The sequence below is a fragment of the Rhizobium sp. LARHSG275 genome, from assembly GCF_052871115.1.
The window spans coordinates 26,751-46,585 of record NZ_JBIXJN010000004.1 but is presented as its reverse complement, the minus strand read 5'-3'; the positions used below and the strand labels follow the sequence as shown (position 1 = coordinate 46,585).

Genomic DNA, 19,835 nt, shown 5'->3' with positions numbered 1-19,835 from the left:
CGTGAACGCCGTTTCATCCGTCGCCCCGCAGCCGATTACCGATGAGGAAGTGAAGGCCGCGCTCGATATCGCCGTCGAGCAGGTCAGGCGCAACCTTCCAGAATTCACCCACGCCGCGCAGAACCATTCGAGCATCAAGAATTTCTATCCCCCCGTGGCGAACGATCAGTGGACCGCCGGCTTCTGGCCCGGCGAGCTGTGGCTCGCATTCGAACACAGCGGCGACGCGGCTTTCCGGGATGCGGCACAAATTCAGGTCCAATCGTTCCTGCATCGGATCGTCAATCGCATCGAGACCGATCATCACGATATGGGCTTTCTCTATTCGCCCTCCTGCATCGCCGCCTGGAAACTCGTCGGCGACGAGGATGGCCGCAGAGCCGCGATCCTTGCCGCCGACCAGCTGATCGAGCGCTTCCAGCCGATCGGTCAGTTCATCCAGGCCTGGGGTCGTAAAGGCAAGCCGGAAGAATACCGCTATATCATCGACTGCCTCTTGAACCTGCCGCTGCTCTACTGGGCAAGCCGCGAGACTGGCGATCCGAAATACCGCGAGATCGCGCTCATTCACGCCCGCACCACGCTTGCCAACTCGGTTCGGCCGGATGATTCCACCTATCACACGTTCTATATGGACCCGGACACCGGAGCGCCGGTGCGCGGCGCCACCAAACAGGGTTACAAAGACGACAGCGCCTGGGCGCGCGGACAGGCCTGGGCAATCGCTGGAATGGCCCTCTCCTATCGCTATGAGCGGGTCGAGGAATATCGCCAAACCTTCGACCGGCTGCTCGCCTTCTATCTCAACCGGCTGCCGGGCGACATGGTACCCTATTGGGACCTCGTCTTTTCGGACGGCGACGGCGAGCCGCGCGACAGTTCGTCGGCCTCGATCGCCGCCTGCGGCCTTCTGGAGATGGCCGATCTCGCCGAGCCGGAACCGGCAGCACGCTATCGCACGCTGGCGCGGCGCATGATGAAGAGCCTTGCGGATCACTATGCGGTCAAGGATCCCACAGCCTCCAACGGCCTGGTGCTACACGCCACCTATTCGAAGAAATCGCCGTTCAACACCTGCCGCGGCGAGGGTGTCGATGAATGCGTCTCCTGGGGAGATTATTATTACATGGAAGCTTTGACGCGCCTTTCGCGCAGCTGGTCTTCCTATTGGTGAATTCAGGAGAACCCGATGGCCAGCATTTCGCTTAAAGAGTTGAACAAGAGCTACGGTGCGCTCACCGTCGTCCACGACATCGACCTCGAGATCGCAGACAAGGAATTCATCATTCTGGTCGGCCCCTCCGGCTGCGGCAAATCGACCACGCTGCGGATGATCGCCGGCCTCGAAGAAATATCCGGAGGAGAGCTCAAGATCGGCGGCGACGTCATGAACGACGTCCCTTCCAAAGATCGGGATATCGCCATGGTCTTCCAGAATTACGCGCTCTACCCGCATATGACCGTCTACAAGAACATGGCGTTCGGCCTGCAGCTCAGGAAGGTGTCGCGCGACTTTATCGATGCCCAGGTGCAGGACGCCGCCAGGATCCTCGACATCTCTCATCTCCTGAATCGTAAGCCGAAGGCGCTTTCAGGCGGCCAGCGCCAGCGCGTCGCGCTCGGCCGCGCCATGGTGCGCAATCCGGCGGTCTTCCTTCTCGACGAGCCGCTTTCCAACCTCGACGCCAAGCTGCGCGGCACGATGCGTTCGGAAATCACCAAGCTGCACAAGCGCCTCAACGCCACCTTCATCTACGTCACCCATGACCAGGTCGAGGCCATGACCATGGCGGACCGGATCGTCGTCATGAAGGACGGGCACATCCAGCAGGTGGATACGCCGCAGAACCTCTATGACCGCCCCGTCAATATGTTCGTCGCCGGCTTCATCGGCGCGCCGCAGATGAACATGCTGCCCTCGACCATTCTGCGACGGGGCGACGGCTACGTCGCTGTCTTCGATGGCCGGGAACTGCCGCTTCCCGCCCATTTCGACAAGGGCAGGATCGCGCCCTACGAGGGCCGCGAGCTGATGCTCGGCATCCGTCCGGAGAATTTCCACGAGCTGCCGCCGGCCGACATCGCGCCCGAGAACCTGGCGCCCCTCAAGGCGATCGTCGAACTTGCCGAACCGATGGGCTCGGAAGTGCACCTGAACATGGTGGCAGGCGGTCGCAATCTCATTGCCCGTGTCTCGCCGCGCTACCGGCCCGATATCGGCGAGGAGGCGACGCTGGTTGCCGATATGACCAATGCGCAACTGTTCGACACGGAAACGGAACGCTCGATTCTATACTGAGGCGCCTGCGGGAGACGGCTATGCAGTGGTTGCGGGACATGTGGACGAGAGAGGGACCGGGCATTCCGAAGGATGCTCCGAAGAGGACCGGCCTTGCGCTGTTCGCCGAGATCCTCGTCCGCGAATGGTGGGAGATGGTCAAGCTGAACATGTTGTTCATCCTGACCGGCCTCTTCGTCGTAACGCTGCCGGCAGCCCTCGCCGCCATGGCCCGGGTCTCGGTGGCCCTCGTGGAAGACCGCAACTCCTATCTACTGCGGGACTTCACGGAAGCCTTTCTGCGCTACTTCTGGCGCGCCACCGCCTGGGGCCTGGCGTTGGGTGGCGCCCTCGCAATCGGCCTTTATGCGATCGTCACCTATGCCGCAGGCGCACGCGACAATCTGTTGCTAAGCGCACCGCTGACGATCGCGCTCGTCGCCACCGCCTTCGTCGCGGTCCTCGCCTGCCATCTCTTCGTTTTGATGGTGATGCGCGATCTGCCGGCTCTCATGCTGCTGCGCCTCGCCGCCCTCGCCTCCATTGTCCGTCCTTTCCCGGCGCTTGCAGCGCTCGCCTTTACCGCCAGCCTTTGGCTGGCGCACATCCTCTTCTATCCGGTTTCGGTGTTCATGCCGGCAATCTTCAATTTTTCACTCGGAATGTTCGCCGTCGCATTCGGCGTCCATCGGGCGGCGGTGACGGTTCTACACCTGCCAAACGCAACACAGCCGCACCGCGAACCGCATAGAAGAGACGCTTCATAAAATAACTGATCCAGAGATGATCCAGGGAAGGAGAACGGGAATGTATTTGGAAAAATTCGGGGGGACGGTGAAACTTGCCGTGGCAGGTTTCACCTTGGCCGCGATGACGGCCGGCGCAGCGCTTGCTCAGGACGCCGTGACGCTCAAATGGGCTTTGTGGGACTGGGACAAGACCGCTTATTACAAGCCGCTGATCGAGGCCTATCAGGCCAAACACCCTAACGTGAAGTTCGAACCGATGGACCTCGGCTCGCAGGACTACCAGCAGATGATCTCGACGCAACTGACCGGCGGCTCCAAGGACATCGACATCGTCACCGTCAAGGATGTGCCGGGCTACACCAACCTGGTGCGCGCCGGCAACATCGCCGATCTCAGCGGCTTCATGAAGGATCAGAAGATCGATCCGGCGCCTTATGGCGGCCTGATCGAAGAGCTGACCATCGACGGCAAGATCTATTCGCTGCCGTTCCGCTCCGACTTCTGGATCGTCTATTACAACAAGGACATCTTCGACAAAGCCGGCGTCCCCTACCCCACCAATGACATGACCTGGGCGCAGTTCGACGCGACCGCCGAGAAGCTTACGGGCGGCATGGGCACCAACAAGACCTATGGCGCGCTGCTGCACACCTGGCGTTCGACCGTCCAGCTGCCCGGCATCCTTGACGGAAAACACACGCTCGTCGATGGCGACTACGCCTTCCTGAAGCCCTGGTACGAGCGGGCGCTGACCCTGCAGAAGGACGGCGCCATTCCCTCCTACGCCTTCCTCAAGACGTCGAACACGCATTATTCGGCGCTCTTCTTCAACGGCACGATCGGCATGCTGCCGATGGGCACCTGGTTCGTCGGCACCCAGATCGCCAAGGTGAAATCGGGTGAATCGAAGAGCAAGAACTGGGGCATCGTGAAGTTCCCGCATCCGGACGGCGTTGCAGCCGGCACGACGGCTGCACAGATTTCGGGTCTGGCGGTCAACACCAATTCCGGGCACAAGGATGCAGCCCTCGACTTTATCAAGTTCGTCACCGGTCCTGAGGGCGCTGCCGTCATCGCATCGACGGGCACCTTCCCAGCGCTCAAGACCGCCGATGTCAGCGCAAAGATCGCGGCAACACCCGGCTTTCCTGAGGACGCAGCCAGCAAGGAGGCGCTGATACCGTCGAAAGCCTATCTGGAAATGGCAGTCAATCCGAACGCCGCCAAGATCGAGGTCGTGCTCAATCGCGTGCATGACGCGATGATGACCGACAATACCTCCATCGACGACGGATTGAAGGAAATGACTGAAGGCGTGAAGGCCATCAAGTAAGCCTCGCAAGATTGCCCTGGCCGCGGACCGGCATCTGGCCCGCGGCCGATTTGGTTTGAGGAATTTCGAGCTGACGATGATCTATGATCCCGCAAGGGCCAATCCGCTTTTCGGCAATCCCCTGAGGACACGCGACGACCTGGCCAAGGCCGTCACCGATCTCTTCGAGCCGCTGCTGCCGTATTTTTCCGAAGGCGGCGCCCGTGTGCGCCTCGGCGCAGCCGGCGCGATCTTCGATCGGGCGGCGGCGGATCTGGAGGGATTTGCACGGCCGCTCTGGGGGATCGTTCCGCTCGTTGCCGGCGGCGGCGCATTTTCACATTGGGATCTCTATCGGCGCGGGCTGGCGAACGGGACCAATCCTGCTCATCCCGAATATTGGGGCGATCTTGCCGACCGCAACCAACGGCTGGTCGAACTCGCCGCCGTCGGCTTCGCCCTGGCGCTTGTCCCCGAGCACATCTGGGAACCGCTTGACGACAGCGAGAAGAAGACGGTCTCTGCCTATCTTCTCGGGGCGCGCGAGCTGGAATTCATCGATAACAACTGGAAATTTTTCCGTGTGCTCATCGATCTCGGGCTGGAACGCGTGAGCGTGGCGTTCGATCACCGGAAAACCCTCGCCTATCTCGACGAATTGGAGGCCTTCGACCTCGGGGACGGTTGGTATCGCGACGGGCCGGTTCGGCGGGTCGATCATTACATTCCCTTCGCCATGCATTTCTACGGCCTGATCTATGCCGTGCTGGCCAAGGGCGACGAGGCGCGCCAGGATCGCTTCCGGGGTCGCGCCGAGATCTTCGCCAGGGATATCCGCCACTGGTTCGGCCCCGATGGCGCAGCCCTTGCCTTCGGCCGCAGCCAGACCTACCGCTTTGCGGCGGGCGGCTTTTGGGGCGCGCTTGCCTTTGCCGGCGTCGAGGCGCTGCCCTGGGCTGAGATCAAGGGCTATTACATGCGCCATATCCGCTGGTGGTCCGCCATGCCGATTGCCGATCGCGACGGCGTTCTTTCGGTCGGCTACGGCTATCCGAACCTCTTCATGAGCGAGAGCTACAACTCTCCCGGTTCACCTTATTGGGCGCTGAAATTCTTCCTGCCGCTCGCTCTTCCGCAGGGTCATCCGTTCTGGACCGCCGAAGAGGCACCGCAGCCGGAATTTCCGGAACCGGTTGCGTTGACGCCGGCGGGAATGGTCGCCATGCACACGCCGGGAAACGTGGTCGTACTCTCCTCAGGGCAGCAGCACGACAAGATGCTTGGCGCAAACGAGAAATATTCGAAATTCGTCTATTCCACACGCTACGCCTTCAACATCGAAGCCAACGACCGGAATTTCTCCGCCGCAAGCTTTGACGGCATGCTCGGCCTCTCCGATGACGGCGTCCATTTCCGCATGCGGGAAACCCTCGAAGAGGCGTTGATAACAGGTGACCTGCTCTATTCGCGCTGGCGCCCCTGGAGCGATGTCACCATCGAAACCTGGCTGCTTCCCGAAAACCCGTGGCACATTCGCATCCACCGCATCGCCACGCCGCGCACCCTGCTGACTATCGAGGGCGGCTTTGCGATCGAACGCGCCGATTTCAATGCCGATCGCTCCGATGCAAGCGATGGCCGGGCCGTCTGGTACGGACGGACCGACGTCAGCGCCATCGTCGATCTATCGCCCAGTCCGAGGGCCGGCCATGCGCTAAGCCCGATCCCAAACACCAACCTTATCCACGCCAAGACCCTGCTGCCGCAGCTGCGCGGCGAAAGCGGCCCCGGAGCCACCGTGCTCGTGACCGCGGCGATGGCTCTGCCCATTCGCGGGAATTGGGCAAAAGCGCTCGATAACCCGCCCGCCTGCCCCCGGCTCGACGAGGTGGAACGGCTCTTTCGCGAAAAAGGCACCCCGGTGCCGGCATTCGCCCTCGGGACGTAGCTTGGGGGCATTGGCTTCCGGGGTTTCGACCGGGAGCCCGGAGATTGATTATCGTGCGGTCAGCTCGGAACGGTATGCTTCAGAGATGCGCTGCGCCAACTGTGCCATTTGATCGTCAGGTATTTGCAAAACCCCGTATTCCGCCATCAGTGCATGGTATTGCTGCTCTTCAAGAGGTACACCTGAAGGCAAGGGAACGACATGAAAATGCAGGTGGCTATTGGCCTGTTGGCTGCCGAGCGAAAGCACATAAATTCGCTCGGCGTCGAACACGCTCTTGAGGGCGCGCGCCAAGACATGCACCTTCTCCTGTAATCGAAGATATTCATCCGTCGACATGTCCCGCGCCAGATCCTCACGGTGCTCCCTCGGACAGACGAGGCAATAACCCGGTAGAGTGGGATATTTGCTCAGGAAAATGATCGTCTCGTCGTCTTCAAAAACGCGATGGTGAAAGAAGTCAGGGTCGTTCCTGACCAAGCCGCAGATAAAGCATGGCCTTGTTCCGATGTCGTGCCCATAAGCCTTGAGATCAAATGGTTGGCGTTCGGTCATTCTGAGCCTCTGTCGTCTCACGCGCGGCGGTCCCGGACGCCGGAACTATTGCAAAAGCCATTGTCGCGAAAATAACACGCGCCAAAACCGGCTGCCAACCGTAATATTTTCGGATTACTCCAAGTAATTATATTTATATCTTCGATAAAATAGCAAAATATCCGCTCATCGTAATATTGTTGAACTACAGCTGGGCAAAGCGTAGGGATGTACTGGCCTTTCATTTTTCAAGGCCAGAGGAGGATGCAATGCCAACCATAATGGTCCATCACAATGTCAAGGACACGAAACACTGGCTCGCTTCACCGATGCGCAAACAGATATTCGAACCGATCGGCGTCACGAACATTCGCACGTTTACGGATCCTCAGACGTCCAACCACGTCGGCCTGGTCATGGACGTTGCTGATATGGATAAGTTGATGGCCTTCATGCAGACCAAGGCGGCGGCTGACGCGATGGCGCATGATGGTGTCTTGCCCGAGAGCCTGGTGTTCCTCGTGCAATCGTAACACGCGTCTGAACCGAACTTGAAAACGCAACGCGGGAGGATGATATGACGACATTATTCGTGCGGCATGAGGTTTCCGACTATGCCACTTGGCGCAAGGCATATGATGCGTTTCATCAGGTCCAGAAGGCCAACGGGGTGACGGCGCAGGCCGTTTATCGCGCCATCGACAATCCGAACGATATTACCGTCACCCACGAGTTCGCCACGTTTGAAGCGGCGCAGGCATTCAGCAAGTTGGACGAGCTGAAGACGGCGATGCGTACGGCAGGTGTGCTCGGCGCGCCGACGATGTGGTTTGCCAACAAAGCATGAAATGGGCCAAAATGGCCTCCGCCGCTGTGCCACGGAGGCCGCCGGCTCTCGATGCATGACATGAAGGCGGGTAGTGGACGCTTGCCCGATTGCCGACCTTGGTGACAGTGCCGGCGAACGGCGTAAAATTATGATCCGCTCGTTATGTCGCGCAGGAGATCCAGTCCGCGCTGGTATTTTTCCGTTTTCTTGCCGGCCTGTTCGGCCTGCCGGAGATTGTCTTCCAGATCGGCGCGTTTGACGGGCAAGGACAGCGGGTTTGATGCCGCACGCCTGACGAAGTCGTCGTCCGGCTCGTCCGGCCGCCGTGTCAGAGCATTTACCGCGGAGATGATCGCCGGCGGAAAGCCTTCCTCTCTCAGCCTGTCGAGCGTCCAGCCGCTGCCCTTCTCGACGACGTCATGAAGGTAGGCAACCGTTCGTGGCTCGTCGCCGGAAACAAGAAGGGCTACCCGCTGGCAGTGCTCGAAGAACGGCTGGCCGGTCTTGTCTGACTGACCTTCATGGGCCGTAAGTGCAATCTGGATGGCATGGTCGAGATGCTGCATGACGATTACGGCCCTTCGGTCTTCCTGATCTTCCGCGTGGAAGGCTTTTCGCCCGTCGTCATCTCGATGTCAGGCACCGGAGCCTTGGCGGCCTGGCCAGGCCTCGTTCTTGGCCGATCGAAATCGCCGCTTTCACCGGCGCCCTGAAGCAGGGCCGCATCATCCCTGTCGTCTTCATCGAGCAGGTCCTGCAGCGTCTCGTGCTCATCCTCACCGGCCAGTTCGTCGCAGGCTTGCAGCCAATGGCGCTTGTCGGCGCCCTCCGGGCGGCCCTCGGCCTCCCAGATTTCGTAGGCGCGCTGGCGAATCTGCTCGTGCTTGTCTATAGCCATGACCTTCTCCAAGCGCATTGGGATGAGCCGTCCGAAGAGCGACCCTTCAAGGCGTGTTGATGGTTGGAAGGAAATCCTCCACCTGTTTGCGTTGATCCTTTGGAAGCGTTTCCACCCGTTCCTTCCAGAACCGTTCGGCCTCCGGCGAATCCTTGTCCCAGTGGCGAACATCGGTGATATTGTCGTCGATCATGGATCGGCGGTGGCCGCCGAGGCTAAGATATTCCTTTGCAAGCTTCAGGCTTGGGGTTTCGGTGCCGCTATCGCGATCTGATGCCGACCTCGCGTTGCACAGGGCGTTTGCCAATGCCCTTTGGCGATCGATCTCGGCCCGTTCGGTATCGGCGGACCGCGCGTCGTCCGTGCCGCTCTCTGGCGGCACGTTGGATCTAGAAGTCGTCATGGATCACCTTTCGATGTTGTGATCCAATAACCTCTGCAAACGAGGAGAGTTCCGCGCGCGCGTAGAGAATGATTTGGGCGGGTGGCAAGCCGCATCGCCCGGGGCGCGATCAATGCACGGCCATGCTCACCATCCGATAAGGGTGCACGGCTTCGAATTGCGAGATCATCGCCGTTGCCTGCTGCAATACCAGCTCGGCATTTTCCGGATCGTCACGGGCGAGTTCGTCGGCGTTGACACGGATCGCTTCGGCCATGTTGTTGGAAAGTGCCGCAAAATGCGTATTGCCTTCGACAAGGGCCTCACGCGCCGTGTCCTCCAGCGTACGAGCGATATCGACGAAGATTTCCTCGCGTTCCTCGATACTGAGGTCTTTGATTGGTTTGGTGTTCTCTTCCATGTCACTCACTCCTAAAGACGTGGGACGGTGGCCGAGCTCATCAAGCCTCGGCCACCACAGAACTAGGAATGGCGAAATCCGGATTCAAGCCTCAATGCCATTCGCCTTTTTATTCGAACGCAGGAGCGGATTGTCTGTTCCCTGTCGGGCGTTAGCAGTCTCCGACGGAGAGTGCTAATTTTTCTTTCGTCGCCTCTTGAAATTGCTGAACCCTCGAACCAGATCATTCGCGCAAGGCGCGCGCGCGAACCTGCACCCGCCCGGATCGGTTATCCGGTCCGGCCGCGGGAACAACGTCATCATTGTTTGTCGATGGAGGAAGATATGTCGTTCCGACCGCTTCATGACCGCATTCTCGTCCGCCGGGTCGATTCACAAGAAAAGACAAAGGGCGGCATCATCATTCCAGACACCGCCAAGGAGAAGCCGCAGGAAGGCGAGGTCATCGCCGTCGGCCCCGGCGCGCGCAACGAAGCCGGCCAGATCCAGTCGCTCGACGTTAAGGTCGGCGATCGCATCCTGTTCGGCAAATGGTCCGGCACCGAGATCAAAATCAATGGCGAAGACCTGCTGATCATGAAGGAAAGCGACGTGATGGGCATCATCGAGGCCCAAGGCGAAAAGAAGCAGGCCGCCTGAGGTCCCTGCTAACATCGGTCGATGCTGGAGCGCTTCAGCTTTTCATGGAAACGCAGAACCGTTCCAAGCTTTTATTTTACGCAATTCCGAGCGAAAACGCACTTTTCCTGGAATTGCTCTGGCTGGCTATGAAGGAGTGAGGACATGGCTGCTAAAGAAATCAAATTCAGCACCGAAGCCCGCGAGAAGATGCTGCGTGGCGTCGACATCCTGGCCAACGCCGTGAAGGCGACCCTCGGCCCGAAGGGCCGCAACGTCGTGATCGACAGGTCGTTCGGCGCGCCGCGCATCACAAAGGACGGCGTTTCGGTCGCCAAGGAAATCGAACTCGAAGACAAGTTCGAAAACATGGGCGCCCAGATGGTCCGCGAAGTTGCTTCGAAGACCAGCGACATCGCCGGCGACGGCACCACGACCGCAACGGTGCTGGCCCAGGCAATCGTCAAGGAAGGCGCCAAGGCCGTTACGTCGGGCATGAACCCGATGGACCTGAAGCGCGGCATCGATCTAGCGGTCGCGGCCATCGTCGCGGAACTGAAGGCCAACGCCCGCAAGATCTCCAACAATTCCGAAATCGCCCAGGTCGGCACAATCTCCGCCAATGGCGATGCCGAAATCGGCCGCTTTTTGGCCGATGCCATGGAAAGGGTCGGCAATGATGGCGTCATCACGGTCGAAGAAGCCAAGACCGCCGAAACCGAACTCGAAGTCGTCGAAGGCATGCAGTTCGACCGCGGCTATCTCAGCCCCTATTTCGTGACAAATGCCGACAAGATGCGGGTCGAGTTCGAAGACCCCTATATTCTCATCCACGAGAAAAAGCTCTCCAACCTGCAGTCGATGCTGCCGGTTCTCGAAGCCGTCGTCCAATCCAGCAAGCCGCTCCTCATCATCGCTGAAGACGTCGAAGGCGAAGCGCTTGCTACCCTCGTCGTCAACAAGCTGCGCGGCGGCCTCAAGATCGCTGCCGTCAAGGCGCCTGGCTTCGGCGACCGCCGCAAGGCCATGCTCGAAGACATCGCCATCCTGACCGCCGGCACCGTCATCTCCGAAGATCTCGGCATCAAGCTCGAATCCGTGACGCTCGACATGCTCGGCCGTGCCAAGAAGGTTTCGATCGAGAAGGAAAACACCACAATCGTCGATGGGTCAGGCGCCAAGACCGACATCGAAGGCCGTATTGCCCAGATCCGCGCCCAGATCGAGGAAACCACCTCCGACTACGACCGCGAGAAGCTGCAGGAACGTCTTGCCAAGCTCGCCGGCGGCGTTGCCGTCATCCGCGTCGGCGGCTCGACCGAAGTCGAGGTGAAGGAGAAGAAGGATCGCGTCGACGACGCGCTTCATGCAACCCGTGCCGCCGTCGAAGAGGGCATCTTGCCCGGCGGCGGCGTAGCGCTGCTGCGCGCCGTCAAGGCGCTCGATAATCTCAATACGGCCAACCAGGACCAGCGCGTTGGTGTGGAGATCGTCCGCCGCGCGGTCGAGGCGCCGGCTCGCCAGATCGCCGAAAACGCCGGTGCAGAAGGCTCGATCGTGGTCGGCAAGCTGCGGGAGAAAAGCGAGTTCTCCTATGGCTGGAACGCTCAGACGGGCGAATATGGCGACCTCTATGCCCAGGGCGTCATCGATCCGGCGAAAGTGGTGCGCACCGCGCTTCAGGATGCGTCCTCCATCGCCGGTCTGCTCGTCACGACGGAGGCCATGATCGCCGAAAAACCCAAGAAGGACGCCGCTCCGCCAATGCCTCCCGGTGCCGGCATGGATTTCTAAAAAGGCTGCCGGCCCGCCCGCACCCCCGGGCGGGCCATGTCTAAGGGAATAGAGATGGTTCAAACGATCAAAAGCCGATCGCAGGTACCGCTGGACTCCCGCGATCTCGACATCTGCCAGCAGGTCTTCGACAAGATCAGATCCGATTACCAGGTGGCAAAGGACAGCGACGAAGCCGAACGAATGGCGAGCATCGTCATCGAACTCTACCGGCAGGGTGTGCGCGACCCCAATCACCTGCAGTCGATGGTCGAGGCGGCCCGCGGCCTCTTCGAAACGAGCGATCGGTAGGAAATGCGGTGCCTGCGGGTCATAAGCACCGCGCGGGATCACACTTAACGATGATGTCAGCGTGGATGCCGTCCGGAGGATTTACCCCGAAGAACGGTCATCTGCTCCTGCTGCACTTCATTTTCATCGTTCAAAACAGCTTGCCAAAGCCTGTTGCCGAGCCGAAGCGACACCCGTTTCGTCCCCTCGTGTTCAGCTGTGCCGATTTCCACGGAGCTGACGACGGAACCATGGCGCATGTGGCGGCGAAGATCGGCCAGCGACAATCCGAACCGCTCCGCCAGTTCCGATGATTCCAGGATAAAATCGCCATTTGAATCGCGCTCGATCAGCACCGACTTCTTCTCCAGCTAAGCTCCACGTCCACGCCTCAGGCCACCGCCGCAATAGCATTGTCCTCCTTTGGCAGCAGCCGCGCCACTGCGCTCAGGAGATCCGTCTGCGATATCAGGCCAAGAATGCGGTAATCGCCATCGACAATGATAACGGCATGCGTGCGCCCGTCCGTCAGAACGGGCAATAGCGACAGAGCAGGATCCAACGGTCTAGCCACCGCCGGCCTCGAGATCGCATGGGCGATGGTCTCAGTGCTCATCGACAACTCCCGTAAACCGACAGCGCCGACGAGACGGCCTTCTGGATCCTTCACCGGCAGTGTACGGATATTATGCTTGAGCAGAAGGTGCCGAGCGGCATCCGGTTCCGAAGCCTCCCCAATGGCGATCACGTCGCGCGACATGATATCGGCACAGCTGATCTTGCCGTTTGAGCGGATGGCCGCTTGCAGCTCGACCTGCTGCAGCAGCCGGCCGAGGTCTGCCCGGTCGATATCGAAAGTCTCGTCAAGCGCTTCGAGGGCCGCATCGACATCTTCCTCGCGGAAACCCACACGCACCGCAGACGGCAGGTCGATCGTCTGATGGGTGTTCTCCGCCGGCTTTGGAACGACGTGCGGATAATTCCGCTTCGACAGCCTGTGGAACAGCAGGCCAAGACCGACGAGAATGCAGGAGTTCAAAGCGACGGGCACGAAGGGAAAGAGGAACCCCCAGCCGGCAACGACAGGGCCGCCGAGCACGGCGGTCAGTGCGGCGGCACCTCCTGGCGGATGAAGGCACCGCGTGAAGGACATCGCGCCGATGGCAAGCGAAACGCCGACGCCGGTCGCGACGATCGGATCACGAATGAAATAGGCGGCAATGATTCCCATCAGAGCCGAAATCGTATTGCCGCCGATGATCGACCATGGCTGCGCCAGCGGGCTTGCCGGCACCGCGAAAAGAAGCACCGCGGACGCCCCCATCGGCGCGACGATCAAGGGAAGATGCGGTCCCTGTCCGAACAGATAGCCGCTGATGACGCCGGTGAAACCGATGGCCAGCAAAGCGCCGAGACATGCAATCAATCGCTCTCGTAAGGTCGCACCGGCCAGAATAGGTGAGAACAAACGGAAGCGGCGGAAGCGGCTCGGTCCCAGCTTTGGGGAAACGGGATACTGCATGACAAGACCAATTTTAAGCGAGGATTATCTGGCGGCGAAGGAGAAAGGCGTGCGGACTAGTTTGTTGTCAACCGGGGACCTCTGCCTTTGGTCGCGCTGAGGACTTCGTGGAATGCGTTGAACGCGCTGGGGCGATCATTCCTGCGATAGACGAGCAGCGTCTCAACGAGCCCCAATTGATGGGTCTGGACAGGCGTCGGCCAGTGCATGAGGTCAAGGACGGATCGCGGCATGACACCCGCCGTATTCCCGGTCGCAACGCTCGCCAGGATCGCGTGGTAGGAACCGAGCTCGCTCGTCGGCAGCGCGCTCGATTTGCGCGCCCAGTTTTCGGCGATCCTGCGATAGGTGCAGCCGGGCTCTAGAGCGGCGAGTGATCCGACACGCAGGTCTGCGGCGGATTTGATGGAGGGATGCCCGGATGGCAACACAATCAGCAGCTCTTCGACGAAGATCGGCTCCATCTCCAGCGCCTTGAGTTCAGCATCGAAACCTGAATCCTCCTCGCGCATCGTCTTGGGTGGGCGGGCAATCAGCGCGCAATCCAGCACATCGGAGAGAACGTCGCGGGCAAGATCGCGGGAGGCCCCCATCGTCAGATGAAGTGACACATCAGGCCACATCTGATTGAATTGCGTCAGCGCCGACGGCAGTCTGCTTGCCGCCGTGCTCTCCATGGTGCCGACCCGCAATATTCCCGATGGGGCGAGAGGCCGCACGGCCTGGCGCGCTTCGAGCGCAAGCGCCATAAGCCGGTTCGCATAGGCAAGAAACGTCTCGCCCTCCCGTGTCAGCGTCATCTTCTTGCCGTCACGGCTGAAGAGGGAAACGCCGAGGTCCTCCTCCAATTGCTGGATGCGCGTCGTCACATTCGACGGCACCCGCCCTACAGCCTTGGCAGCCTTGGTCACGCTGCGGTCGCTGGCAACGGCGAGGAATATCTCGATCGACGAAAGGTCCAATGAAAAGATCTCGTTTCCGAAATTAAGACGATAGATAATTCTCTATATAAAAATCATCATGCCAACTCAAGCCGGTTTCGGCGTTGAACGAAAAACGCCATCCGCGGACCGGACAGGCAAGCGATTGCCGAAAAAAGGATCGCGACGCCGAGGAAATAGCCATGCAGGCGGCGACATTGCCTCCGTCGGATGAGCATTTGCGGGTTTGAGGCTGGCATGCGGTTTGCGTCTTCCGGACGATCTGCAGATCGATCGGCGACGACCACATGTTGCACCTTGTCTTGACCTGTCTTCTTCTGAGCGTCGCTTCTGGCTTGAGCATGCGCCGTTTTCTGCTGCCGTATTTCTCAGATGGCGATCTCGCCGAGAAATCCGCCGCAGTGACCATCGTCGCGAGCGCCGTCTTTCTGGCGGCAATCGCTTTCACCGTCTCCGATCAGAATCTCTGGGCAAAATCTGCCATCCTGATGCTCGGCCTTTCGCTGGCGGTCATGTTCGACGATGCGAGACCCAGGCTGACAATCGCCCTCTCCGCCGTCAGTTTGGCGGCCTATCTCGGGCTGCGTTCGATTAGCTGAGCCATCCCACTTCCAGGGGATAATGCCGTCTTGTTGGCGGTGCCGAAGCCCTTATCGAGATGCTGCATCCAGAGACGAAAGTCATTCGTCAGCAACGCCACATCGTACAGCCATTCCGCGCGCAGAAGCTCCCAACGACTTGCTTCCCCATTCTCAAGCAAGGCGCGGACTCTTTGCCGCAGCTTTTCGAACGCCTCATCACGAGGAAAGGGCGCAAGGCGGCGCAACGCGGGATGCAGTCGGTTTTCCATGAAGTTCGCTCCTCAACAATCGGTGCATGTTGATAATATATCGTATTACGATATACTTTCAAGATGCCTTGAGTGGAAGCCGAAGGTTTGGGCGCGGGGAAAGCAACCCTCTTGGATTTCGGCGCCTGAAGCCCGTCCCACTGACAAAAGAGATTTCAGGTCACGCGAACACCGATCTCTATTGAAGAATGGTATCGCGCTGTTATTCTCTATTTGAATATGAAATGAGGACGACGAACAGAAAAGAAACGCTCCATGAGTGACGATGTCAGGAAAATCATTGCCGATGGCTACGCCTCACCGGCCTGCTTCATGCACGAGGTCGATCCGGTTTACATGGGGCTTGAGTCGCACCCGGAAGCTGTCCGGAAGTGGCGGAAGGCTGAACGCCGTCGTCTGATAGAGCGCCGGACGCTGCTCGGCGCGAATGAGCGGGAGCAGCGAACATCTCTGATCCGCCATCATCTGGATCGGCTTTTGCCGAAGATCGCCGGCCGCAACGTCAGCCTGTACTGGCCGTTTCTGGGTGAGCCGGACCTTCGCGGCTGGATGCAGTCGGCGGCAGCTTGCGGCGCCACCTGCCTGTTGCCAGTGGTGACGGAAAAAAGGACACCCCTCAGCTTCCGCTCGTGGAGCGTCGGCGAGGAACTGACACGCGGCATCCTGAACATCCCGGTTCCGCTTCGCGGCGAAGAGCGCTTGCCCGATATCGTCGTCGCGCCGGTCGTCGGATTCGACGCGCAATGTTATCGGCTCGGATTCGGAGGCGGCTATTTCGATCGAACGCTGGCCTCTCTCCATCCCCGGCCTTTCGCGATCGGCGTCGGTTTCGACTTCCAGGAGATCGACACCATCCGTCCTCAGGACCACGACATCCCCATGGATGCGATCGTAACCGACGTCGAAATCCGATTTCGCCAAGGCGTTGGCTCCCTTGCCTCGCGGATGTTCGAGGGTTAGCTGATGGATATGAGCAGACGAGCGATGATCATGGACGGGGATCTGTAAGAAAGATCTGGTCGCAGTGGTATGGGTGGCATCCTGTCTTGCCGATCGATGCCTCAGTGTTCTCGCTCGAGACCGTGTACCGCTGGGAGAGCTCGGTAGCGTTCTGAGAATACCACTCGCTCCGGCCCGAATTCGAACGTCAGCAGGTTTTGACCTGCCTCCACCTCTGTCCCTGCGCTTGATGCATGGCGAAGGCCGGTTGCGTCGGCGCCTATCCGGCCTGCGTCAACCGAGTGCCTGGCTGACGAGCGCATAGGTCCTCGGCTCGTGCCCCGCTTGATGTCCCGGAACCGGGAGCCAGGGGCCGCCGAGCGACATGGTCGTCACGATATCGTGGACAGGAAGTCCGCAGCGGGAGAGGAAATCGGAAAAACTTCCGCCCTGCTCGCGTGTGTCGAGGCGCAGGAACGCCCCTGCATGCTCGGCCGCATGCGGGCGGACGACGGCGATCGCGTCCGCGTCACTGCACGCAACAATGGGACCGATGACATGGCCACGCCCGAACCGCCGGCAAAGCGAGAAAGCCTCGATCCAGCCGGCGCGGGTCAATACGATGCCTTTGGAGTTTGCCATCAGCCTGGCCAAGAGCAGCTTACGATCGGTGCCGAAGGCCACGCAATCCAGTTCGGCGATCGCTTCCAGATCGCTGGCCTCAACTGCCCGTATTGCGGCACCGGGCGGCAGCTCCACACCCGGCGGCGATATCGCTTCTCCCTGGCATTGAAAGACGAGCGCCTCGCGAACAAAGTTCAGGGAATGATAGAGACGTCGCGCTGCGCGCGTCGCATTCAGCCCGAGGTTCCGCCCGGCGACCTGCTCCAGCGCGTGGCCCATGAGCCATTGCCCGGCGCCATTGGTTTGAAGACGCGGCGAGGTGATGACCATACCGATCGTGGCAAATTGGGCATCGTAGGGAAACCACATCGCAGAGCCCAGGATGCGGCCGATTTCATCGATCGCCACGATACCCTGGCCGAATTCCCGCAAGAACTGCCAGTCTTCGCCACGATGCGGCCAGGCGACGGTCATCGACAGCGCATGCAACTTGTCGAGGGCAACGCTGTCGATCCCGGCGATATGTGTCTCGAAACTATCGACGAACCTGGATTCGGATGTCAGTTCACTCACTCCCACCCCCTGCCGCATTTTTCTGGCCAAGCCGGCATCTGGAAACCTCTGCCAAGACTAGAACAGATCGTTCGATACAATTCACTGGTGAGGCCGGCGCAAACACAACAATCGACCAAATCCGCTACACTTTCGGCAAATAAAGCCTGGAGCGTCCTCTAAAGTCATTGACTAGGCCAATCGGCCGCTGTCGCCGTTCACCTTAAGAGCCCGGAAATGCCGTCTCCCGTCAGCCCAGTTGCAGGCACCTCGAAGATCCCCGCACTGTGAGGAATCCCATGCAGGCAATTGAAATTCTCGAAAGGCTCGTTGGTTTCCCCTCCGTCGTCGGCACGCCGAACGGCGAGATCGTGGCGTGGATCCGGCACTATCTGCAAAGCCACGGCGCTGTCGTCACGGAGCTCCCCGGCCCTGAGGGCGATCGGTCGAATCTCTTTGCCACGATCGGCCCGAAGGAAACGCCGGGCTATATCCTCTCAGGCCATATGGACGTGGTCCCCGCCGCCGAAAGCGGCTGGACCAGCGACCCTTTCCGCTTGCGGGCCGAAGCAGACCGCTTTTACGGTCGCGGCGCTACCGACATGAAGGGTTTCCTGGCCGCCGTTCTTGCGGCCGTTCCGGCGCTGGCGGAAACACCGCTTCGCCAGCCCGTCCACCTTGCCCTTTCCTATGACGAGGAGGCGGGCTGCCGCGGCGTACCCCACATGATCGCCCGCCTGCCCGAGCTCTGCGCCACTCCGCTTGGCGCGATCATCGGTGAGCCGAGCGGCATGCGGGCAATCCGCGCCCACAAGGGCAAGGCCGCCGCCCGGCTGACAGTCAGGGGCCGCTCCGGCCACTCCTCGCGTCCGGACCAGGGACTGAACGCAATCCATGCCATTACCGATGTTCTGGCTCGCGCCCGCGCCGAAGCCGAACGGCTCGCCTGCGGCCCGTTCGATCCTGTCTTCGAACCGCCCTACTCCTCGCTTCAGGTCGGCACGCTGAAGGGCGGCCAGGCGGTCAACATCATTCCAGACAGTTGCGAGGCAGAGTTCGAAGCGCGGGCCATTTCCGGCGTCGATCCCGCCGCGTTGCTAGCGCCGCTCCGCACGGCGGCCGAGGGGTTGTCGCAGCGCGGCTTTCAGGTGGAATGGCGCGAGCTCAGCGCCTATCCGGCGCTTTCGCTGGCCGCCGATGCGCCGCTTGCAGCACTGCTTGGCGAACTGACCGGCGCCGAGCCGCTCGCCGCCGTCAGCTACGGCACGGAGGCCGGGCTTTTTCAGCGCGCCGGCATCGATGCGATCATCTGCGGACCGGGCGACATCGGCCGCGCCCACAAGCCGGACGAATTCATCCTCGCCAGTGAACTTTCGGCTTGCCAGGCGATGGTCGAGGCACTCAGCCGCCATTGCGCCGCCTGACATGATCGAGGAGCCTATTCGATGACCTTTCTCTTCAATTCCGATGCGAAGCGCGGCGCCATATTTGCCGATGCCTTCGCGCGGGAACTGCCGGACATTGCCTTCTCGATGGATCCCCAGTCGGTCGAACCGGACGCCGTGCGCTACCTGATTACCTGGACCGTACCGCAGGACCTCGCGCGCTATCGCAATCTCGAAATCCTGTTTTCGATCGGCGCCGGCATCGACCAGTTCCGTATCGATACGGTGCCTGCATCGGTCAAGGTCGTGCGCATGGTCGAGGACGGCATCATCAGGATGATGCAGGAATATGTGACGCTGGCGGTCCTTGCGCTCCATCGCGACCTGCCGGCCTATCTCGACCAGCAGCGCCGCCGGACCTGGCAGACGATCGCTCCTAGTCAAGCCTCGGACCGCCGCATCGGCGTGCTCGGCCTCGGCATGCTTGGAAGCACAGTGCTCGAACGTCTGCAGCCCTTCGGCTTTCCGCTTTCGGGCTGGAGCCGCAGCCCGCGCGAGATCGACGGCATCCGATGCCTGAGCGGTCGCGACGGTCTCGATATTCTGCTTGCAACCACCGACATTCTCGTCTGCCTGCTGCCGCTGACGGATGAGACGCGCGGCTTCCTGAATGCCGAGCTCTTCGCCGGTTTGCCGGCTGGCGCAGCACTCGTCCATGTCGGCCGCGGCGCTCAGCTCGACCATCAGGCGCTTGTCGGCGCGCTCGACGCCGGACATCTCTCCGGCGCCGTCGTCGACGTCACCGAACCGGAACCGCTGCCTGAGGATCACGCCTTCTGGAACCATCCGAAGATCCTGCTGACGCCGCACATTGCGAGTGCCACCCAGCCTGAAACCGCCGCGGCTGCCGTGATCGGCAACATCAAACGGCACCAGGCGGGCCTCGATCCGATCGGGCTGATCGATCGCAGCCGCGGCTACTGAGTTCT

General features: G+C 60.5%; 24 protein-coding genes and 1 pseudogene. 15 read left to right on the top strand and 10 right to left on the bottom strand.

Features of this window, described 5'->3' with window-relative positions; translation table 11 throughout:
* Position 1: 1 nt before the first annotated feature.
* From ACIPSK_RS05815 to ACIPSK_RS05795, 5 genes are all read left to right on the top strand, one after another.
* Positions 2–1,174 carry a glycoside hydrolase family 88 protein gene (locus ACIPSK_RS05815; RefSeq protein ID WP_170256592.1) on the top strand — a complete coding sequence of 391 codons (1,173 nt, stop codon included), beginning with the start codon at positions 2–4 and terminating at the stop codon, positions 1,172–1,174.
* Between the two features lie 15 nt (positions 1,175–1,189).
* Positions 1,190–2,299, top strand: a complete 1,110-nt coding sequence (locus tag ACIPSK_RS05810; protein WP_017967491.1) for an ABC transporter ATP-binding protein — start codon at positions 1,190–1,192, stop codon at positions 2,297–2,299.
* A 20-nt stretch (positions 2,300–2,319) separates the two neighbouring features.
* On the top strand, positions 2,320–3,045 hold the full coding sequence (locus ACIPSK_RS05805) for a YesL family protein (protein ID WP_222295773.1): 726 nt from the start codon (positions 2,320–2,322) through the stop codon (positions 3,043–3,045).
* Positions 3,046–3,085: 40 nt separating this feature from the next.
* Positions 3,086–4,360, top strand: a complete 1,275-nt coding sequence (locus ACIPSK_RS05800) for an ABC transporter substrate-binding protein (RefSeq protein ID WP_222350890.1) — start codon at positions 3,086–3,088, stop codon at positions 4,358–4,360.
* 76 nt (positions 4,361–4,436) lie between these two features.
* Complete coding sequence (locus ACIPSK_RS05795; RefSeq protein ID WP_446532653.1) at positions 4,437–6,287, top strand: DUF2264 domain-containing protein; 1,851 nt, start codon at positions 4,437–4,439, stop codon at positions 6,285–6,287.
* A gap of 48 nt (positions 6,288–6,335) precedes the next feature.
* Here ACIPSK_RS05795 and ACIPSK_RS05790 read toward each other — a convergent pair whose 3' ends face one another.
* Positions 6,336–6,842, bottom strand: coding sequence for an HIT family protein (locus ACIPSK_RS05790; protein WP_170256596.1), 507 nt, complete (start codon positions 6,840–6,842; stop codon positions 6,336–6,338).
* Between the two features lie 248 nt (positions 6,843–7,090).
* Between ACIPSK_RS05790 and ACIPSK_RS05785 the strand changes: the two genes are divergently transcribed.
* Positions 7,091–7,354, top strand: a complete 264-nt coding sequence (locus tag ACIPSK_RS05785; protein ID WP_162116300.1) for a hypothetical protein — start codon at positions 7,091–7,093, stop codon at positions 7,352–7,354.
* 44 nt (positions 7,355–7,398) lie between these two features.
* The gene (locus ACIPSK_RS05780) at positions 7,399–7,668 is read left to right on the top strand and encodes a cyclase (RefSeq protein ID WP_446532652.1); all 270 of its coding nucleotides are present in this window, start codon (positions 7,399–7,401) and stop codon (positions 7,666–7,668) included.
* 128 nt (positions 7,669–7,796) lie between these two features.
* Here the strand turns inward: ACIPSK_RS05780 and ACIPSK_RS05775 are convergent, their stop codons facing one another.
* The 4 genes from ACIPSK_RS05775 to ACIPSK_RS05760 form a co-directional block, all read right to left on the bottom strand.
* Positions 7,797–8,216, bottom strand: coding sequence for an HD domain-containing protein (locus tag ACIPSK_RS05775; protein ID WP_032985669.1), 420 nt, complete (start codon positions 8,214–8,216; stop codon positions 7,797–7,799).
* Positions 8,217–8,221: 5 nt separating this feature from the next.
* Positions 8,222–8,548: a DUF2934 domain-containing protein gene (locus tag ACIPSK_RS05770; protein ID WP_446532651.1), complete on the bottom strand. Its 327-nt coding sequence runs from the start codon at positions 8,546–8,548 to the stop codon at positions 8,222–8,224.
* A 46-nt stretch (positions 8,549–8,594) separates the two neighbouring features.
* Positions 8,595–8,951: a hypothetical protein gene (locus tag ACIPSK_RS05765; RefSeq protein ID WP_446532650.1), complete on the bottom strand. Its 357-nt coding sequence runs from the start codon at positions 8,949–8,951 to the stop codon at positions 8,595–8,597.
* Positions 8,952–9,060: 109 nt separating this feature from the next.
* Positions 9,061–9,351 (bottom strand): hypothetical protein, encoded by a 291-nt coding sequence (locus ACIPSK_RS05760; RefSeq protein WP_017967501.1) that lies wholly within the window; start codon positions 9,349–9,351, stop codon positions 9,061–9,063.
* A gap of 324 nt (positions 9,352–9,675) precedes the next feature.
* On the opposite strand from ACIPSK_RS05760, the gene ACIPSK_RS05755 reads away from it, so the two are divergent.
* From ACIPSK_RS05755 to ACIPSK_RS05745, 3 genes are all read left to right on the top strand, one after another.
* Positions 9,676–9,990 (top strand): co-chaperone GroES, encoded by a 315-nt coding sequence (locus ACIPSK_RS05755; protein WP_170259611.1) that lies wholly within the window; start codon positions 9,676–9,678, stop codon positions 9,988–9,990.
* Positions 9,991–10,134: 144 nt separating this feature from the next.
* On the top strand, positions 10,135–11,763 hold the full coding sequence (gene groL / locus ACIPSK_RS05750) for a chaperonin GroEL (RefSeq protein ID WP_170259610.1): 1,629 nt from the start codon (positions 10,135–10,137) through the stop codon (positions 11,761–11,763).
* 54 nt (positions 11,764–11,817) lie between these two features.
* Positions 11,818–12,054 (top strand): hypothetical protein, encoded by a 237-nt coding sequence (locus ACIPSK_RS05745; RefSeq protein WP_170259609.1) that lies wholly within the window; start codon positions 11,818–11,820, stop codon positions 12,052–12,054.
* Positions 12,055–12,110: 56 nt separating this feature from the next.
* Here the strand turns inward: ACIPSK_RS05745 and ACIPSK_RS05740 are convergent, their stop codons facing one another.
* The 3 genes from ACIPSK_RS05740 to ACIPSK_RS05730 are packed head-to-tail and all read right to left on the bottom strand — an operon-like array spanning position 12,111 to position 14,517.
* Complete coding sequence (locus tag ACIPSK_RS05740; RefSeq protein ID WP_170279623.1) at positions 12,111–12,389, bottom strand: DUF6522 family protein; 279 nt, start codon at positions 12,387–12,389, stop codon at positions 12,111–12,113.
* A 35-nt stretch (positions 12,390–12,424) separates the two neighbouring features.
* Positions 12,425–13,555: an HPP family protein gene (locus ACIPSK_RS05735; protein WP_446532649.1), complete on the bottom strand. Its 1,131-nt coding sequence runs from the start codon at positions 13,553–13,555 to the stop codon at positions 12,425–12,427.
* Between the two features lie 56 nt (positions 13,556–13,611).
* Positions 13,612–14,517, bottom strand: coding sequence for a LysR family transcriptional regulator (locus ACIPSK_RS05730; protein ID WP_446532648.1), 906 nt, complete (start codon positions 14,515–14,517; stop codon positions 13,612–13,614).
* A 266-nt stretch (positions 14,518–14,783) separates the two neighbouring features.
* Between ACIPSK_RS05730 and ACIPSK_RS05725 the strand changes: the two genes are divergently transcribed.
* Positions 14,784–15,095, top strand: coding sequence for a hypothetical protein (locus tag ACIPSK_RS05725; RefSeq protein ID WP_170259605.1), 312 nt, complete (start codon positions 14,784–14,786; stop codon positions 15,093–15,095).
* Here ACIPSK_RS05725 and ACIPSK_RS05720 read toward each other — a convergent pair.
* Complete coding sequence (locus tag ACIPSK_RS05720; RefSeq protein ID WP_162116293.1) at positions 15,068–15,346, bottom strand: hypothetical protein; 279 nt, start codon at positions 15,344–15,346, stop codon at positions 15,068–15,070. The two genes, ACIPSK_RS05725 and ACIPSK_RS05720, sit on opposite strands and share 28 nt — an antisense overlap.
* A gap of 255 nt (positions 15,347–15,601) precedes the next feature.
* Between ACIPSK_RS05720 and ACIPSK_RS05715 the strand changes: the two genes are divergently transcribed.
* Together ACIPSK_RS05715 and ACIPSK_RS05710 are read left to right on the top strand one after the other, a co-directional pair.
* Positions 15,602–16,306, top strand: a complete 705-nt coding sequence (locus ACIPSK_RS05715; protein ID WP_170279621.1) for a 5-formyltetrahydrofolate cyclo-ligase — start codon at positions 15,602–15,604, stop codon at positions 16,304–16,306.
* A gap of 24 nt (positions 16,307–16,330) precedes the next feature.
* Positions 16,331–16,536 (top strand): annotated as a pseudogene (locus tag ACIPSK_RS05710) (hypothetical protein).
* A gap of 43 nt (positions 16,537–16,579) precedes the next feature.
* Here ACIPSK_RS05710 and ACIPSK_RS05705 read toward each other — a convergent pair.
* Positions 16,580–17,500 (bottom strand): GNAT family N-acetyltransferase, encoded by a 921-nt coding sequence (locus ACIPSK_RS05705; protein ID WP_170279733.1) that lies wholly within the window; start codon positions 17,498–17,500, stop codon positions 16,580–16,582.
* A gap of 260 nt (positions 17,501–17,760) precedes the next feature.
* Here ACIPSK_RS05705 and argE point away from each other — a divergent pair, with 260 nt between their 5' ends.
* Together argE and ACIPSK_RS05695 are read left to right on the top strand one after the other, a co-directional pair.
* A complete protein-coding gene (gene argE / locus ACIPSK_RS05700) occupies positions 17,761–18,885 on the top strand; it encodes an acetylornithine deacetylase (RefSeq protein WP_170279620.1) in 1,125 nt (374 codons plus the stop codon).
* 21 nt (positions 18,886–18,906) lie between these two features.
* Entirely contained in the window at positions 18,907–19,830 is a 924-nt protein-coding gene (locus ACIPSK_RS05695; protein ID WP_446532647.1) for a 2-hydroxyacid dehydrogenase, read from the top strand.
* Positions 19,831–19,835 lie beyond the last annotated feature (5 nt).

What these genes read in the sequence shown, in the direction of transcription:
- ACIPSK_RS05810 (WP_017967491.1), top strand. Translation starts at nt 1,190, where the DNA reads ATGGCCAGCATTTCGCTTAAAGAGTTGAACAAGAGCTACGGTGCGCTC.
- ACIPSK_RS05805 (WP_222295773.1), top strand. Translation starts at nt 2,320, where the DNA reads ATGCAGTGGTTGCGGGACATGTGGACGAGAGAGGGACCGGGCATTCCG.
- ACIPSK_RS05800 (WP_222350890.1), top strand. Translation starts at nt 3,086, where the DNA reads ATGTATTTGGAAAAATTCGGGGGGACGGTGAAACTTGCCGTGGCAGGT.
- ACIPSK_RS05795 (WP_446532653.1), top strand. Translation starts at nt 4,437, where the DNA reads ATGATCTATGATCCCGCAAGGGCCAATCCGCTTTTCGGCAATCCCCTG.
- ACIPSK_RS05790 (WP_170256596.1), bottom strand. Translation starts at nt 6,842, where the DNA reads ATGACCGAACGCCAACCATTTGATCTCAAGGCTTATGGGCACGACATC.
- ACIPSK_RS05785 (WP_162116300.1), top strand. Translation starts at nt 7,091, where the DNA reads ATGCCAACCATAATGGTCCATCACAATGTCAAGGACACGAAACACTGG.
- ACIPSK_RS05780 (WP_446532652.1), top strand. Translation starts at nt 7,399, where the DNA reads ATGACGACATTATTCGTGCGGCATGAGGTTTCCGACTATGCCACTTGG.
- ACIPSK_RS05775 (WP_032985669.1), bottom strand. Translation starts at nt 8,216, where the DNA reads ATGCAGCATCTCGACCATGCCATCCAGATTGCACTTACGGCCCATGAA.
- ACIPSK_RS05770 (WP_446532651.1), bottom strand. Translation starts at nt 8,548, where the DNA reads ATGGCTATAGACAAGCACGAGCAGATTCGCCAGCGCGCCTACGAAATC.
- ACIPSK_RS05765 (WP_446532650.1), bottom strand. Translation starts at nt 8,951, where the DNA reads ATGACGACTTCTAGATCCAACGTGCCGCCAGAGAGCGGCACGGACGAC.
- ACIPSK_RS05760 (WP_017967501.1), bottom strand. Translation starts at nt 9,351, where the DNA reads ATGGAAGAGAACACCAAACCAATCAAAGACCTCAGTATCGAGGAACGC.
- ACIPSK_RS05755 (WP_170259611.1), top strand. Translation starts at nt 9,676, where the DNA reads ATGTCGTTCCGACCGCTTCATGACCGCATTCTCGTCCGCCGGGTCGAT.
- groL (WP_170259610.1), top strand. Translation starts at nt 10,135, where the DNA reads ATGGCTGCTAAAGAAATCAAATTCAGCACCGAAGCCCGCGAGAAGATG.
- ACIPSK_RS05745 (WP_170259609.1), top strand. Translation starts at nt 11,818, where the DNA reads ATGGTTCAAACGATCAAAAGCCGATCGCAGGTACCGCTGGACTCCCGC.
- ACIPSK_RS05735 (WP_446532649.1), bottom strand. Translation starts at nt 13,555, where the DNA reads ATGCAGTATCCCGTTTCCCCAAAGCTGGGACCGAGCCGCTTCCGCCGC.
- ACIPSK_RS05725 (WP_170259605.1), top strand. Translation starts at nt 14,784, where the DNA reads ATGTTGCACCTTGTCTTGACCTGTCTTCTTCTGAGCGTCGCTTCTGGC.
- ACIPSK_RS05720 (WP_162116293.1), bottom strand. Translation starts at nt 15,346, where the DNA reads ATGGAAAACCGACTGCATCCCGCGTTGCGCCGCCTTGCGCCCTTTCCT.
- ACIPSK_RS05715 (WP_170279621.1), top strand. Translation starts at nt 15,602, where the DNA reads ATGAGTGACGATGTCAGGAAAATCATTGCCGATGGCTACGCCTCACCG.
- ACIPSK_RS05705 (WP_170279733.1), bottom strand. Translation starts at nt 17,500, where the DNA reads ATGCGGCAGGGGGTGGGAGTGAGTGAACTGACATCCGAATCCAGGTTC.
- argE (WP_170279620.1), top strand. Translation starts at nt 17,761, where the DNA reads ATGCAGGCAATTGAAATTCTCGAAAGGCTCGTTGGTTTCCCCTCCGTC.
- ACIPSK_RS05695 (WP_446532647.1), top strand. Translation starts at nt 18,907, where the DNA reads ATGACCTTTCTCTTCAATTCCGATGCGAAGCGCGGCGCCATATTTGCC.